Annotated in this window: 13 protein-coding genes, 1 tRNA gene and 1 pseudogene; 7 read left to right on the top strand and 8 right to left on the bottom strand. The window is 63.3% G+C overall.

Going from position 1 to position 14,917, the window contains the following annotated elements; translation table 11 throughout:
* Positions 1–66 precede the first annotated feature (66 nt).
* Both JSO19_RS09445 and JSO19_RS09440 read left to right on the top strand, forming a co-directional pair.
* Positions 67–918 (top strand): siderophore-interacting protein, encoded by an 852-nt coding sequence (locus JSO19_RS09445; protein ID WP_270911322.1) that lies wholly within the window; start codon positions 67–69, stop codon positions 916–918.
* A gap of 17 nt (positions 919–935) precedes the next feature.
* Positions 936–1,865 carry an AraC family transcriptional regulator gene (locus tag JSO19_RS09440; RefSeq protein ID WP_270911321.1) on the top strand — a complete coding sequence of 310 codons (930 nt, stop codon included), beginning with the start codon at positions 936–938 and terminating at the stop codon, positions 1,863–1,865.
* An 11-nt stretch (positions 1,866–1,876) separates the two neighbouring features.
* Here the strand turns inward: JSO19_RS09440 and JSO19_RS09435 are convergent, their stop codons facing one another.
* The 6 genes from JSO19_RS09435 to JSO19_RS09410 all read right to left on the bottom strand — a co-directional run bounded on the left by JSO19_RS09435 (position 1,877) and on the right by JSO19_RS09410 (position 9,129).
* Positions 1,877–4,009 carry a helix-turn-helix transcriptional regulator gene (locus tag JSO19_RS09435; RefSeq protein WP_270911320.1) on the bottom strand — a complete coding sequence of 711 codons (2,133 nt, stop codon included), beginning with the start codon at positions 4,007–4,009 and terminating at the stop codon, positions 1,877–1,879.
* Positions 4,006–4,437, bottom strand: coding sequence for a hypothetical protein (locus tag JSO19_RS09430; protein ID WP_270911317.1), 432 nt, complete (start codon positions 4,435–4,437; stop codon positions 4,006–4,008). The genes JSO19_RS09435 and JSO19_RS09430 overlap by 4 nt, the downstream gene beginning before the upstream one ends.
* 644 nt (positions 4,438–5,081) lie before the next feature.
* Positions 5,082–6,314, bottom strand: coding sequence for an MFS transporter (locus JSO19_RS09425; protein WP_270911316.1), 1,233 nt, complete (start codon positions 6,312–6,314; stop codon positions 5,082–5,084).
* Between the two features lie 367 nt (positions 6,315–6,681).
* Positions 6,682–7,380: a TetR/AcrR family transcriptional regulator gene (locus tag JSO19_RS09420; RefSeq protein ID WP_270911315.1), complete on the bottom strand. Its 699-nt coding sequence runs from the start codon at positions 7,378–7,380 to the stop codon at positions 6,682–6,684.
* Between the two features lie 121 nt (positions 7,381–7,501).
* The gene (locus tag JSO19_RS09415) at positions 7,502–7,942 is read right to left on the bottom strand and encodes an ABC transporter ATP-binding protein (RefSeq protein WP_270911314.1); all 441 of its coding nucleotides are present in this window, start codon (positions 7,940–7,942) and stop codon (positions 7,502–7,504) included.
* Between the two features lie 18 nt (positions 7,943–7,960).
* A protein-coding gene (locus JSO19_RS09410) for an IS3 family transposase (RefSeq protein ID WP_270911313.1) occupies positions 7,961–9,129 on the bottom strand; the annotation gives its coding sequence in 2 pieces (ribosomal slippage) (positions 7,961–8,842 and positions 8,845–9,129; 1,167 coding nt in all).
* A gap of 67 nt (positions 9,130–9,196) precedes the next feature.
* On the opposite strand from JSO19_RS09410, the pseudogene JSO19_RS09405 reads away from it, so the two are divergent.
* Positions 9,197–9,808: pseudogene (locus JSO19_RS09405) on the top strand (IS30 family transposase); the annotation flags it as partial.
* 271 nt (positions 9,809–10,079) lie between these two features.
* Here JSO19_RS09405 and JSO19_RS09400 read toward each other — a convergent pair.
* Positions 10,080–10,153 (bottom strand) — tRNA-Pro (locus tag JSO19_RS09400).
* Positions 10,154–10,282: 129 nt separating this feature from the next.
* Here JSO19_RS09400 and JSO19_RS09395 point away from each other — a divergent pair.
* The 4 genes from JSO19_RS09395 to JSO19_RS09380 all read left to right on the top strand — a co-directional run bounded on the left by JSO19_RS09395 (position 10,283) and on the right by JSO19_RS09380 (position 13,086).
* Positions 10,283–10,963: a histidine phosphatase family protein gene (locus JSO19_RS09395; protein ID WP_270911311.1), complete on the top strand. Its 681-nt coding sequence runs from the start codon at positions 10,283–10,285 to the stop codon at positions 10,961–10,963.
* Positions 10,960–11,598, top strand: a complete 639-nt coding sequence (locus tag JSO19_RS09390) for a DsbA family oxidoreductase (protein WP_270911310.1) — start codon at positions 10,960–10,962, stop codon at positions 11,596–11,598. The genes JSO19_RS09395 and JSO19_RS09390 overlap by 4 nt, the downstream gene beginning before the upstream one ends.
* Positions 11,595–12,164, top strand: a complete 570-nt coding sequence (locus JSO19_RS09385; protein WP_270911309.1) for an NUDIX hydrolase — start codon at positions 11,595–11,597, stop codon at positions 12,162–12,164. The genes JSO19_RS09390 and JSO19_RS09385 overlap by 4 nt, the downstream gene beginning before the upstream one ends.
* A gap of 133 nt (positions 12,165–12,297) precedes the next feature.
* Positions 12,298–13,086 carry a hypothetical protein gene (locus JSO19_RS09380; RefSeq protein ID WP_270911307.1) on the top strand — a complete coding sequence of 263 codons (789 nt, stop codon included), beginning with the start codon at positions 12,298–12,300 and terminating at the stop codon, positions 13,084–13,086.
* 303 nt (positions 13,087–13,389) lie between these two features.
* Here JSO19_RS09380 and der read toward each other — a convergent pair whose 3' ends face one another.
* Positions 13,390–14,892, bottom strand: a complete 1,503-nt coding sequence (der, locus tag JSO19_RS09375) for a ribosome biogenesis GTPase Der (protein ID WP_442915685.1) — start codon at positions 14,890–14,892, stop codon at positions 13,390–13,392.
* Positions 14,893–14,917 lie beyond the last annotated feature (25 nt).

The following is a 14,917-nucleotide window of genomic DNA, read 5'->3' as shown; positions in this document are numbered from 1 at the left end:
CCCTCGTCAACGCCCAGGCTTACGGTTAGGTTAGCCTTCCCTTACTATTGATGTGGAGATGTTGACATGACTGAGAAAGCCACCCTGCCCCGCTTCGTTCACTACCGCGCAACGGTCGTTCGAACGAGGCTGCTTGGCCCCGATTTTCTTCGGGTGACCTTTGGTGGCGAGGGCCTCGTCGACTTTGCATGCTCGGGCGTCGCACCAAAGATCAAGGTATTTCTGCCCGACGAGACTCGCGCGCACGCGTCCGATGAGAGCCTCAAAGGGCTGCTCGAGGGGGCCACGATGCGCACCTACACCGTGCGGGCGCACCGGAAGCACGAGGCCGAGGTCGACATCGACTTTGTCATTCATCCAGAGGGGCCTGCGGGCCGTTGGGCAGCGCAGGCCGAGCCGGGCCAGGCGCTCGTGCTCAGTAACGCCGCAGGCAAAGACGCGCTCACAGCCAACGATGTGCTACTCATCGGCGACCCCTCGGCGGTTCCGGCGGTCATGACCATCGTCGAATCACTACCGAGCGATGCCAGGGCTCGCGTGCTCATTCGGGTCGACCGTGCCGAAGACCGCTTCGAGCTTGAGCCCGCTGCCGACGGTATTGCGCGGTGGATCGCGACGGGAGCCGACGCCGACCTACTCATGAGCGTCGTCGCCGACGAGATCTCGGTGCAGCGCCCCGACTACATCTGGGCCGCGGGCGAAGCCTCAACCCTAAAACCCCTGCGCCGCCTGCTGCGCGGCGATGCGCAGTACACGAAGCAGACCTCGCACACCGTCGGCTACTGGAGACGCCACTCAACCGCCGACGTGTACGACGCGCAAACCATCGCCCTCGCTTCACAAATGATCAACGATGGGCACGATCTCACCCCTCAGGACATGGATGAACTCAGCATCGATGTCGACCAGAAAGAGTAAGTACGCAATTGTTCACCATGTCTGATGCCGAAGTTATGCCAGGACCAACCATGATGGCTGCCGCAGAGCATGTCACGCTGAGCCGCGACATGTGCGCGCACACGCACGACTTCGCCGAAATCTCACTCGTGACGGCGGGAAGCGCCGAGCACTTTGGCGAGGAGGGCACGGCGTTTCTCAGCCCCGGCTCGCTCGTCATGCTCGGCCCCAGCAGTTGGCACTCAATTGCCAGCGCCAAGAACCTCGAGATGACCAACCTCTACCTCAGCACGCGCATGCTCGAGCTCGCAGCTCCCGTGCCTGCCGTCGTTGAGGCCATGCGCGCCGTGCTGAGCGAAATTAGCACGCTCGGCTCGGTCACCATGCGCGAACTGTCGCCAGCCGATACCGCCGAGCTCTCGCAGACTTTGAGTGCCTTCGTGCGTAACCCCGGCACGACCGTACTCGCCCAGCTCTCGGGCGTCTACGCGATTCTCGATCGCCTCGTCACCATTTGTCGCGAAGAGACGGCTACCGCCGCCGACCCTCTGCGCTATGAGCACGCGACGCTGCCAACGAACCTGTTGCGGCTCAGCCCGCGCATCAGCCACGCGGTGTCGATTCTGCACGATCGCCTCGAGTACTCGTGGTCGCTCGCCTCGCTCGCGAAGGAAATCGCTATCTCACCCTCGCAGCTCACGCGCGGCTTTCGGGCCGACCTCGGCATGGGGCCGATGAGCTACCTCCAGCAGCTTCGCGCAGAGCGCATGGCGTATCTCTTGCGCACCACGAATCTCACGGTGAGCGCTGCCGGCCGCGCTGTAGGGTGGAGCGACCCGAGCTACGCGAGCCGGCGCTTCAGCAAGCACTGGGGACTCTCGCCCAGCTGGTACCTCGTGCGCGTGCAAACCGGCACGGCGCCGGTGCCAGAGGTCGAACGCAACGAGCACCTCGCGGCACTCGGCTAGGGTCTGAGCCACTACCGAAGCTTCGAGTAGTCGCCAATCTCGTCACGCTCAAGCGCTCCAGATTTCCTGCGAATGTTTCGCAGGTGCGTCTCAACGGTGCGCACTGAGAGGCTCAGCGTCTCTGCGATCTGCGGGTTACTGAGACCCTTCGCAACAAGATCGATAATCTCGCGTTCACGCTGCGTGAAACCGATGCTCGACTCGACGCGAGCGGCGCTCGCAGCCGAAACCGACTGGTCACTCGCCATGAGATCGGCGATCTCTTCGCGCACCCGCTGCGCCTCATCTTCCTTACCCTCTGCGCGATACATGCGCACCGCAGAGGTGAGGTGGGTGAGCGCCGACTCGTTCGCCTGCTCGCGTCTGAGCCACCGAGCCGCTTCAACGAGCGAGGCGGCGTCTTGCCCGTGGCTCGCGATTTGCGCGTCGAGGTAAGCGAGAAACACCGTCGCCCCCATCTTGAGCAGCTTCTCGCGCTGCACGAGGGCAATCGTGAGGTCAAACTCGAGCAGAATGGCGAGCATGAGCGAACCGGCCGCCGAGAACTCGTAGCCGCGCTCAGTGAGGCCCTCGGCGAGCTCCCGGTAGAGCGCGCTCGTGACGGCGGGCTCCTCGTCAATCTCGGTCATGAGTGCCGCAGGGTAGCCCTCGGCCCCCATGGGCACGGCGTCGCTTCGCCCGTGGTACGAGGCCCCTCGCTCGATGAGTGTCTCGACCGATCCCGCGCGGCCGCTGCGAAGTGCGGCGGTCGCAAGCGCGTTCATGAGCGCCTTGTCTGGGCCAAACAGGAGATTCGCGGCCTGGAACTGGCCACCAGCCACAATGCTGCCCGCGGCGGTCGCGTCAGCGTAGCGGCTCATCGTGAGCAACGACATAACCGCGATATACGCCTGCGCAACCATCGCTGCTCGGTCGTACGCCTCACGTGCGAGGGTCAGCTGTGACGAAGCCCACTCGAACGCGGCGTTCGGGCTGCCACCAGTGACGAGCGCGAGACCGCGCAGCGGTGCGGCGAACCGGGCCACCCAGCTGCGATCCGCTTCTTGTTCAAGCGCTTCGATCTGCTCAAGCGCGAGCGATGGCTGCCCACCGAGCGCGTGCATCGCGACGTGCACGAGACCCGCGACCTGGCCATCGAGGCCAGGCATCTCGGCGAGCTCAGCAATGCGCGTGAGCGCCTCCTGCGTGATCGCGATGCGCTCGGCCCGAAACCCGATGATGAGGGCTTCGATCGCCGCCGGGTGGCCGAGGTCGCCCTCGCCCTGCAGCACCGCTTCGATCTGGTCGAGCGAAACCTCCTGCGTGACGAGCCAACGCGCGTGCAGATAGCGGTAGTAGAGAGCGTACATGCCCTCTGCTCCGCTCGTGTCGGTGCCATCGATAATGCGTTCGATCTGCCCGGCGGGCGACTCACCCGTGAGCCTCAGGTCGAGCGCGCGTATCGCGGGCATGAGGGTCTTATCGCGCTTCCACGCCTGCCACGTATGGGCAAGGTCAAGTTCAAAACGGTCACGAAAAGCACGCGCGAGCAGCGGCACCTCTGGCTGCGGAATGAGATCGGCAATAGCCCCGTTCTCATACACATGCCCATCCCACTCGAGCACCGCGTCGTCACCGAGCACCGCTTCGATGCGCTGCTTAAGGCGTACACCACGCACCGACTTCGGCTGGTGCCGAAAGTAGTCGCTAATCCCGGGAGGGTTCACCATCACAAGCGGCTGGCCGCCCGCGCTCAGGAGCCGCACAAGCCCACGGCCCTCAAGCTTCTCGAGTTCCTCTTGCCCGATGAGCCCGGCCGCCTGCTCGACGTCAATCGGCCCCGTGAGCACAAGCATTTCGAGGGCTTCTCGGGTGTGCTGCGGGTAGCGGTACAGCAGCGATTCGAAGGCACCCTCGAGCTCGTCTGACCAGAGATCGGGGCTGTCATGCCACACGCTGCCCTGTTTGCGGATCGTGCCGCGACGCTTACCAGCGTCAGCAAACGTGACCGCGAAGCCAGGCAGCCCGCCAGACTTCATGTGAATGCGACCGCTGAGCGATGGCGCGACGTGATCGCCGAGACGCTCTTCGAGCAGATCGTGGATCGCGTCGAGCGGCAACGGTTCTACGTTCACCTTGACGACCGGCTGGGCAACGCGAATCAACAGGTGGTCTTCTGGGTCAGGTCGCTGCGGGCCTCGACGGTGGCGATGATGGGCACACCGGTGGCCTTGTGCACCTGCTCGAGCAGCGCCCACGAGGCGTGGTCAAGAAAGTCGATGTCGTCGATGACCACGACCGCTGGCCCCTCGTTCAAGAGCTGTGAGACGACCCGCTGAATCTCGATCGCGAGATCGCTCTCGGGGTTGCGCACCTGGCGCAGGTTCGGAAACGCGACGCGAAACGCCTCGAGCGGCGGCGCATTTTCAATGCCCCTCAGCCGCAGCAGCGAGAGACCAATCCCGTTGAGCGCATCAGCGCACTGCCTCAGGAGCTCCGTACGCCCCGACCAGTGCTGGCCAACGATCGCCACCGAGGTGCCGTCGATGACATAGCGCACGACGCTTTGCACCAGTGCATTTCTCGGGTACATGAAACCTCCCCCTCCCGTGGTTCGCAGCCCGCTGGCCCCCAACGAACCATCATTCTGGGTGTCGCCATATGATGGCTTTAGCGTACCCGATATTGCTTCTTCCCAGCCACCATATTCATCTGGCCCGCGACCGGAAGACACGCCCCAAGCGCTTCGCTGTGGCATCTCTTGCGGCCGAGACTTGGCAGACAAACGATGCTCTCCTTTTCGCGTGGTAAAAGGCTCAAGCGAGCAAACTCACAGGGGCCCGTGAAGCTAATAAAAATAAGTCAGCGCCAAGCGGGACTCTTTGGGGCTCCTTACGGCTAGGGTCTTCCGAAAGGTTAGGGGTGAGTGCGGCTCGGCGCTGACTAGTTGTGTCTAATGGCGTCACAGCCATCAGGAGTTTTGAGTACCGCGGCCGGGATTCGGTTTCCCGTTTCCGTATTGGCCGTTGCGGTGATAGTTACTAGTAAACGCCACCGCTCAACCCCAACGAGGGCTTTCGCACAAAGATGCGTGCAACTTCGAGGCGAACTACGCGCACCTAAACTCTTGACTACGTGGCTGGGTAGCACCCCTCCCGAACGCTACGTGTCGTCGGAACCAAAGCACTCGCGCCGGGTACGCGTCGCGGGCACACGCCGGGCGCGATCCGCCACACGTCAGGCCGGAACCCCCATGGCGCGACGAAACCTCGGGTGCAGCCAGACAAACAACGCCACGAGCGCCATGAGCAGCGCCCCAACGATGAGCGGCAGCGGCTGCCACACGGCATAGAGCACGGTACTTGCCGTGGGAGCCAGCACAAACGTGAGGCCGTTCGTCGCGCCAATGAGCCCCGCAACGGCGCCCTGCTCTTCGGGCTGAACGCAGAGACTCGGGCCTGCCGTGTAGCCGGGCATCGCAATGCCGAGACCGAAGCCGATGAGCAAGATCGCGATGAGCAGCACCGCCATGCCGAGATCGGGCACGAGCAACGCGAACCCCGCGAAGGCGACGAGGCTACCAACGCGCAAGAGCGTGACCGGCCGCCACCCACTCCTCGGCACCACGACCGCCTGCGAGAAGACCATGCCGAGCCCCGCTGCGAGCAACGAAGCCCCCGTGACGACGCCCGTCGTTTCGGGGCTCAGATGCAGCCGGTCCTGCACCACGAAACCAATGAGTACCTGCATGAACCCGAGCGACGTAAACATGCCGAAGCCCGCGAGCAAGAAAGGCCAGATGCGCGTGTCAGTCGCCCGCACCCGCACCGCCGTCGCCGTGCTCTCGGTCGAGGCGCTCGAGCGAAGTTTCACGGCCACGAGCACGAGCGCACCAGCGAGCAACACCGGCACCGCCGAGATAGGTAGGAGCAGGTGTACGCCGGCGAGCGCCCCGCCAACGACGGCACCGCCGATCATCGCAACGCCCTGAACCGCGCCGATGCCAGCCATACCCTTCGTGCGGGTCGCCTCATCGTGCGTAACCGAGGCAACATACGACTGCGCGGTCGGGGCAACCGCGGCGATCGCGGCCCCAAACCCGACGCCGCGCAGCAGCAGGAAGAGGCAGAAGAGCGTCGCTCCGACGACGACGCCGCGCACGCCAAGCGCCACGACCACCGAAAAGCCCGCCATGCTGAGGGTCGCGAGCCCCAGGGCAACGATGAGCACCCGCTTGTGCCCTCGCACCTGCGAAGCCCTGCCCCAGAACTGGCTCGTGAGCACGACCATCATCGCGGCAACACTGATCGTCACCCCGACCTGCCACTCGGCAAGCCCCACCTTTCTCGCGAGCGGCGCGATGATGGGGTTGAGCGTCATTTGCCCGAGGTAGGCGAGAAAAACGGTGAGCAACAGCAGAACGATCTGCGGCTTCTCGGGTGCTGGGGCCTGCGAGCTTTGGGTGTGCATCGTATGGTGACTTTCTAGCCGGTGGTTGTCAGTTTTGCATTCAACGCCCTGCAACCCGCCTAATCAGTCGCTTGCTGGAGGAGCGCACAACCTGACTTCACGCGTTCTAGAACACTGATCTAGTATCATCACATGATAGTAAGGCCAACCTAATTAGCGCAACTGTCGGTACAACTGTCGACACAACTGTCGACACACTTTGTGCAGGCTGGGCTGGCGTTCACGTTCGCTTGCCCCCCGCCGCACGCCGGCACGGGGCACGAGACTCTTCACCGTGTGGTCAAAAAGTGTCGAAAAATCTCGAGAAATCGACACTTTTTGACCACACGAAGTGCCGTAGGCGGGTGGGCGCGAGCTCCCGTCGCGCCTAGGCCTGGAGCTGTTGCTCGAGGCCCGCTATCATCACCGTGATGAGTAGGCGGTAGTACTCGAGGCTGAGGGCCTTGCCGGCACCTTCGGGATCGGTCGAAAGCGGAACAAGCATCTCGTCAATCATCGTCGCGATACCGATGCTCCCCTCACGAATCGATTCGAAGCCGCGCTTCATGGCTCCGTGGTCACGCGGGCCATCTTCGCCGCCCTCGAGGCGTTCGTCGTTGAGCATTACCGTCAGCACTGCCGAGTTCACGAGCAGCGCGTACACGACAGCGGGTCGCTCAAAGCCAGCACGGGCAAGCGAGGTGTGACCGGCGTCAAAGAAACTGCGCACCGAGGGAAACGACGGGCCGTGCATCATGAGCCACTTGGCAGATCCGGGGTACTCGCGCAGAATCGGGTACATCTCAAGTAGGAACCCTCGAAAGTATTCCTGCCAGCACACGTCGGTGCGGGGTGGGGTGAGTTCGGCGACTGCGCCCTCGATCACGCATCGAATGATCTCTTGCTTACCGCCAATATGGTGGTAGATGACCGAGGGGGCGACGTCGAGGGCGGCGGCGAGGTCACGCACCGTCCAGGAGTGGAAGCCGCGCCCACGCGTGAGTTCTCTGGCCTCGGCGACAATTTTCGTCGGGGTCAACCCGACGCGTCGCTCCGGCCCCTTCGCCTGCTCGCCTTTTTCTCTCACCCTCTCAGCGTACCCTCCTTGCGTCAGGGCGCCACCCCCAGATCAGTCGGCGCGTCACGCCAGGAAACATGGCGCCGCAAGGTCTCACGGCCGCATCACGCCGCCACCTCACGCCACCACATCACACCGCAACGCGCGCACCCGCCGAGATGTAGGTGAAGGCAAGGTTGCCGCGCGGGTCGCGGTACGTCTCGCACGCAACCCCGTACACCTCGGCGATGAGCTCTGGCGTGAGTACCTCGACGGGTTCTCCCGCGGCCACAATACGCCCGGCCGCGACCACGTAAATGCGATCGCAGTAGCGTGCCGCGAGGTGCAGGTCGTGCAGGGCGGCCAAGACCCCAACCTCAAGCGCACGTACGGTGTCGAGCACCTCGAGTTGGTGCCGCACATCGAGGTGGTTCGTAGGCTCGTCGAGAATGAGAAACTTCGGCTCCTGCGCGAGCGAGCGAGCAAGAGCGACACGCTGCCGCTCACCGCCCGAGAGCGTCTGAATGCTGCGCTCGGCATCCTCTGAGAGCCCCACGACAGCGAGCGCCTCGGTCACAAGGGTCTGATGCACGTTTAGGTGACAGTTTGGTCAGGCAGCAAGTGCGACCTGTTTGTTCATGATGGTCTCGTATTCGATCGGCGTCAATCGCCCCAGCCGGGCTTGTCTGCGGCGTCGATGATAGGTGCGCTCGATCCAGGTCACGATTGCTGACCGGAGCTCGTCTCGGGTGGTCCAGGTCTTGCGGTTCAGGACGTTCTTCTGGAGCAGACTGAAGAACGATTCCATCGCCGCGTTGTCACCTGCAGCACCCACTCGCCCCATCGAACCAGCCATCCTATGACTGGTGAGTGCGCGCTGTAGTTTCCGGCTTCGGAACTGAGATCCACGATCCGTGTGCAGCACACACCCACGCACGTCACCGCGACGAAGCACGGCGTTGTTTAACGCGGTCACCGCAAGCGCGGACGTCATCTGCGAGTCGATGGAGTATCCCACGATCCGGTTGGAGAAGAGGTCTTTCACCGCGCACAGGTAGAGCTTGCCTTCACCAGTCCAATGCTCAGTGATGTCCGAAAGCCATAACTCGTTCGGAGCAGCTGCTACAAACTCGCGCTGCACAAGGTCGTCATGAACAGGCGGGCCGGGCTTCTTCCCTTTCCCGCGGGCTTTCTTCTTCCCGAATGCTGACCACCACTGCTGATCGCGGCAGAGCCGCCACGCAGTCCGGTCACACATCGGTTCCCCGAAGCTCTTCGCTTCGTCGGCGAGGAACCTGTATCCAAACTCCGGATCCTCGATATGGGCGTCGTGGAGCGCGTTCGCACGATACGCCTGCGTAAGGTCACGCTCAGTCACTGGGCTGCGGAGCCAGCGGTAGTAAGGCTGGCGTGAGAGCTTCAATACCCGGCACGACACCACGACAGGGACCCCGTCGCCGGCGAGCTCTTTCACGAGCGGGTAGAGCCTTTTCCCGGCAGATGCGCCTGCGAGAGATACGCGGCCGCCCGACGAAGCACTTCTACTTCTTGTTCAAGGAGCTTGTTCCGTTTACGAAGTTCACGCAACTCAGTGTTCTCGGAACGGGTCACGCCAGGTTTCTGTCCGGCCTCGACGCGTTCCTCTCGAAGCCATTTATCGAGAGTTCCGACGTGAATACTGAAGTCCTTCGCGATCTGCGCGAGCGTCACTTCCGGGCCGCGATCCAACGTGATCTTTACGACGTCGTCGCGGAACTCTTTGGGGTAACGAGGGGGCATAGATACATCCTTCCAGGCCAGCCGAAACTAGCCATGTCGAATGTCACCTAAACGTGCATCAGACCCGGGTGGGCTCAAACGCGAGCTTGAGGTTCGGGTTCGTACGGGGAGGAAGATCCGACACAGTCACCGTTCTGGCCAGTCTAGGCAGGGCCGAATTGCTGGGATGGTGAACATTGTTGACCGTCCCGCAGAAGCACTTGATCGGGCTGTTCCTGGGCATTGGGAAGGTGACTTAATTATCGGGAAAGATGGCAAGAGCGCTATCGGGACGGTCGTTGAACGCCACTCGAACTATCTATTCCTTGTTTGGTTAGACCCCTCGTTACCGCGGGTAGAAGCAGTCACTGAGGGGCTTATCGCGAAGATGAAAGAGTTACCTGATGTGCTTCGTCGGACTCTCACCTGGGACCAGGGCAAAGAGATGAGTAAGCATCAAGAAGTCGCTATGGGAGCTGATATTGATGTGTTCTTTTGCGACCCGCACTCGCCCTGGCAGCGGCCGACGAATGAGAACACGAATGGGTTACTGCGGGAGTATTTCCCCAAGGGCACTGATCTGAGTGTGTTCAGTCAGGCAGATCTCGATTATGTTGAGTGGGAGATGAACGACCGGCCCCGGAAACGGTTAGCGTTCGCGAAGCCGGCCGAGGTCATCGAAGAGATACTGTTGCGCTGACCGCTAGAAACCGCCCGCAATTTTCGACACTTTTTGACCACACGACGGGCGAAAGTGACCACAGGACGAGCGGATCGCGCCATTCGGCAGGCGGGCGGCGGCAGGCGTCACGACTGGCGGCGAGCGCCACGACGGACGGAACGTGCCGTCCGGCGAGTGAACGCAAACCAGATGCGCAGGATCCACCTGCCGAGGCATGCAACGGCCCAGCCACGCACCGAAGAACCCCCAGAAAACAGAAAAACCGCGATCTCTCGCGGTTTTCTCTCGGTCGGGCTGACAGGATTTGAACCTGCGACCCCTACACCCCCAGTGTAGTGCGCTACCAAACTGCGCCACAGCCCGATGTTGATCACGACCTGCGTGATGGCAACCCTTATATCTTACCCACATTTTTCCTGAACGCCGAACCAGAACGAGAACCGGGCAGAAAACTCCCACGAAATCATGGGGCTCGTCGGCTAGGCTCCCGCTATGACCATTGCTTTTATGAGACACGGGCAAACCGACTGGAACTTGGCCGGGAGGGTGCAGGGTCACACCAACATTCCGCTGAATGAGACCGGTCGCGAACAGGCGAGGCAGGCGGCGTCTGCCCCACTCGTGGCGCAGACCGAGTGGGGCCACATCACGAGCTCACCGCTCGACCGTGCCCGCGAAACCGCCGAGATTGTCTCTCAGGCCATGGGCGTTTCGCTCGGCGATGCGCTCGACCTGCTCATCGAGCAGAACTACGGCGAGGCCGAGGGCTGCAGCGTCACCGAGCTCGAAGAGCGCTGGCCCACCCGCGAGTTCGAGCGGGGCGAGTCACCCGCAGAGGTTGCGAAGCGCGCGCTCGATGCGCTGCACCTCCTCGAAGAGCGCCACGGCGATTCACCCGTGCTCGCCGTCACGCACGGCGCATATATTCGCAGGCTCATCGCGACCGTGCACGATCTTGATTACGGCGATGTGCCCGGCATCCTCAACGCGAGCCTCACGATGTTCGAGCGCGACGCCCAGGGCAACTGGCAAGCGACGCTCATCAACGACCAGCCAGCGTCACAGGCGCTGGATCTTTCACCGCAGAAACCCGCGGCCCCCTTCGCCGGCTTTGTAGCCCTCGGCGATCAGGGCGCCGGCGTCTGCTCGACCGACGGAGTGTGCACCGTATGACCACCCTGACCATCGACATCTGGAGCGATGTCATGTGCCCCTTCTGCTACCTAGGCGATTCGGTTCTCGCCAAAGCTCTCGCAGAGTTCGAGCACCGCGACCAGGTGACGGTGACCTATCACAGCTACCAGCTCATGCCCGAGCTTTCGGTCGAGCCGGTCAATTTGCAAGAGCTGCTCGCGGGGCGCTACGGCCCAGAGCAGCTCGCGGCCCAGCACGAGCACCTGGCGGCCCGTGGCAAGGAGCACGGTCTCGAGTACAACTTCGATACCTCGCTCGCGGTCAACACCCGCAAGGCACACGAGCTCAGCCACTTCGCGACGAGCAAGGGCAAGGGTCACGAGGCGATGCTGCGTCTTTTCAAGGCCCACTTCACCGAGGGCCTCAACGTTGCCGACGTCGACACTCTCGCCCGTCTCGCGGGTGAAGTCGGTCTTGACGAGGCCGAGGCACGCGCCTCGCTCGAGCGTGCAGAGTTCGCCGATGCGGTCGATAAAGACATCGTCGCCGCGCAGCAAATGGGCATCAACGGTGTTCCCTTCTTCGTGTTCGCCGGTAAATACGCGCTCTCTGGCGCGCAGCCGAAAGAGATGTTCGCGCAGGCCCTCAACACCGCGTGGGGTGAAACCGAGTGACGTCTGAAGAAGACCTCGAGATCCAGGCGCTCTTGCGCGGCGTGCGCGACCCGGGCGACGCCTGGGTGGTCGCCGCCGACGGCAACCGGTACTGGGGCACCTTTGGTGCTGCCGGCCTGCTCGCGGTCGACCCCGAACGGGGCATCCTCATGCAACACCGCGTCGCGTGGAGCGATCACGGCGGCACCTGGGCTGTTCCGGGTGGCGCGATCAACAAGGGTGAGTCGGCGATTGCGGGCGCGATCCGCGAGGCTCAAGAGGAGGCGGGCGTGCCCGACGACTCGGTTGACGTTCGTTTTACACACATCGTGGATCGCGGCGGCTGGACCTACACGACCGTCATCGCCGCCGTCACCACCGCCTTCGAACCGACGATCTCAGACCCCGAGAGCGTGGCGCTCGAGTGGGTCGCGCTCGACAAGGTCGCCGATCTCAAGCTGCACCCCGGGTTTGCGGGGTCATGGCCAGCGCTGCTCTCGCTCATCACCGCCGAGCAGTCGGGCTCAGGCGATGCCGAGCTTGAGCGGCTCACCGCTGCCGGGCTCGACGTCGCGCGCTGCCGGTAGCCCCCAGGTGCCTCCGGTTCGAACGCCGCTTCGTACCGGGGTACCATGCACCGCCGCGAAAGATCGTGCCTGAGAGCGATGCCAAGGGGTTCCGATCGCGGTTGAATAGAACCATTAAGCGATTGGAGCACTCATGAACGAGTCACAGAACACCCAGCCCGAAGAGGCCACCGGCACCGACCAGGCCTCACAGCCGACGACTCAGCTGCCAAACGAAACTGCCGCGCTTGGCGACACCGCCGTGCTTGGCGATACCGTTCAGGTGCCTGAGTTCGCCGCGCAAGATGCGCAGCCGACCGTGAACTACGGGGCCGCCGAGTTTGCGTCGTCGGCTTCGGGGCAGATTCCGCAGGTGCAGGCTTCAAGCCAGGTGCCCTCGGCCGAGCCCTATGCAGCGCCGAGCTTCGCTCCTGGTGCTGAGCAGTCGAGCGTTGGTGGGTCGCAGTACTCCGCTGGCGGATCACCCGTGGCCCAGTATGCTGCCCCACAGCAGTATGGCCCCCCGTACGCTGGCCAGCAGGGACACTACGCCCAGAACCCGTACACGCAGCAGGGCTCATATGACGCAGGCGCTTACGGGGCTGGCACTCAGTACCCGGCTGGCGCCCCTTACGCGGGCAACGCATCGTATGCGCAAAGCTACACAGCCCCCAGTGCCCCGGCCGCCCCCGGAGACGCCTTCTCGATCACGAGCTTTGTGATCGGTATCGTCTCGGTGTTCGCGGGCTTCACCTTCTTCGCGCCACTCGCCGGCCTCATCTTCGGCATTCTCGGCCGCCGCCGCGGCACCAACCATTCAGCCCTCAACATGTGGGGCATCGTCTTGAACGCCGTTATGCTCGGATTCTGGGCCCTCATCGTCGGTCTCTTCTTCTTGCTCGGCACCATCAGCTACTTCGCTAGCTACTCCTGGTACTTCTAGGCTCGCGGGGTCCTGGCCTCGCGAGGTTCCCACCCTCGCGATCCACCGATCGAGTCACCGTGTGGTCAAAAAGTGTCGATTTCTGAGCGAATTTCGACACTTTTGACCACACGAGGGTGGAAAGTGACCACACGACAGCGAAAACTGACCACACGGCGAGGCACGCCGCTCACACGCACCACATGCACTAAACGCAGTGCCCGAAACCTCCCGAACCCCCCAGAAACCTCCCGCAAACACGAATGGCGCCCCCGAAAATCACCGGGGGCGCCATTCGCGCATGAGGGCCGAGCCAGGACCGCGTTAGCGCTGTCGCTTCTCGCGAATGCGCATGTTCATGATGATCGGCGAACCCTCAAAACCGTAGGTTTCGCGCAGGCGGCGCTGAATATAGCGGCGGTAGCCGGGGTCGAGGAAGCCCGTCGTGAAGAGCACGAACGTTGGCGGCTGGCTCTGCACCTGTGACCCGTAGAGAATGCGGGGCTGCTTGCCGCCGCGCAGCGGGTGCGGATTCGCCTGCGTGAGCTCGGCGAGAAACGCGTTGAACTTCGCCGTCGGAATGCGGCTGTCCCATGACTCGAGCGCCTTGTCGAGCGCGGGCACGAGCTTCTCGAGGTGGCGGCCGGTGCGGGCCGACATGTTCACGCGAGGCGCCCAGTCGACATGGTCGAGGCGCTGCTCGATCTCGCGCTCGAGGTACTTGCGGCGTTCGTCGTCGAGCAGATCCCACTTGTTGAAGGCGATCACGAGGGCGCGGCCCGAATCGAGTGCGAGGTCGATGATCTTGAGGTCCTGATCGCTGAGTTCCTGGGTCACGTCGAGCACGACGATGGCGACCTCGGCCTTTTCGAGGGCGGTCGCGGTGCGCAGCGAGGCGTAGAAGTCGGCGCCCTGCTGCATATGCACGCGGCGGCGAATACCGGCGGTGTCAACGAAGGTCCACACGCGGCCGGCGATTTCAACCTGCTCGTCGACGGGGTCACGGGTGGTGCCAGCGACGTCGCTCACGACGGCGCGCTCCTCACCGGCAGCCTTGTTGAGCAGGCTCGACTTGCCCACGTTCGGGCGGCCAATGATCGCGACGCGGCGCGGGCCTGCGAGGCGGTTCTGCGCGACGGCAGATTCCTTGGGCATCGCTTTGACGGTGAGGTCAAGCAGGTCGGCAACGCCGCGACCGTGAAGGGCTGAAACGGGGTGGGGCTCGCCGAGACCGAGCGACCACAGAGCCGCGATCTGGGGCTCCTGCACCGCATCGTCGACCTTGTTGGCGACGAGCATGACGGGCTTCTTCGTGCGGCGCAGCAACTGCACCACGTGCTCGTCGGTCGCGGTCGCACCAACGCGCGAGTCGACGACGAAGAGCACGACGTCGCACAGCTCAATGGCAACCTCTGCCTGCATCGCGACCGAGGCGTCGAGCCCCTTCGCGTCAGGCTCCCAGCCGCCGGTGTCAACGAGGGTGAAGCGCTTGCCGCCCCACTCTGCGGGGTAGCTCACGCGGTCGCGGGTCACGCCTGGAACGTCTTCGACGACCGCCTCGCGACGACCGAGAATACGGTTTACGAGGGCCGACTTGCCCACGTTCGGGCGCCCGACGATCGCGACGACGGGCACTGACTCTTCGAGGGCGAAGTGTTCGATGTCGTCGAACGATCCCTCGATAATCGCTTCGTCGTCGTCGTCAAGCTCGAAGCCTTTGAGGCCCGAGCGCATGACGCGCGTGACCTCTTCGTCGCTCAGCTCGAGCGAGTTCGAGTCAAAGACCTCGGTTGGTTCGAGGTCGTCGTGTGAAAACTCTTGGCTCATGATGTTTCTCTCAGGGCATGCTGCC

The sequence above is a fragment of the Leucobacter sp. UCMA 4100 genome, from assembly GCF_027853335.1.
Lineage (GTDB): Bacteria > Actinomycetota > Actinomycetes > Actinomycetales > Microbacteriaceae > Leucobacter_A.
This window is presented reverse-complemented; position numbering and strand designations above follow the sequence as displayed.

What these genes read in the sequence shown, in the direction of transcription:
- JSO19_RS09445 (WP_270911322.1), top strand. Translation starts at nt 67, where the DNA reads ATGACTGAGAAAGCCACCCTGCCCCGCTTCGTTCACTACCGCGCAACG.
- JSO19_RS09440 (WP_270911321.1), top strand. Translation starts at nt 936, where the DNA reads ATGTCTGATGCCGAAGTTATGCCAGGACCAACCATGATGGCTGCCGCA.
- JSO19_RS09430 (WP_270911317.1), bottom strand. Translation starts at nt 4,437, where the DNA reads ATGTACCCGAGAAATGCACTGGTGCAAAGCGTCGTGCGCTATGTCATC.
- JSO19_RS09425 (WP_270911316.1), bottom strand. Translation starts at nt 6,314, where the DNA reads ATGCACACCCAAAGCTCGCAGGCCCCAGCACCCGAGAAGCCGCAGATC.
- JSO19_RS09395 (WP_270911311.1), top strand. Translation starts at nt 10,283, where the DNA reads ATGACCATTGCTTTTATGAGACACGGGCAAACCGACTGGAACTTGGCC.
- JSO19_RS09390 (WP_270911310.1), top strand. Translation starts at nt 10,960, where the DNA reads ATGACCACCCTGACCATCGACATCTGGAGCGATGTCATGTGCCCCTTC.
- JSO19_RS09380 (WP_270911307.1), top strand. Translation starts at nt 12,298, where the DNA reads ATGAACGAGTCACAGAACACCCAGCCCGAAGAGGCCACCGGCACCGAC.
- der (WP_442915685.1), bottom strand. Translation starts at nt 14,892, where the DNA reads ATGAGCCAAGAGTTTTCACACGACGACCTCGAACCAACCGAGGTCTTT.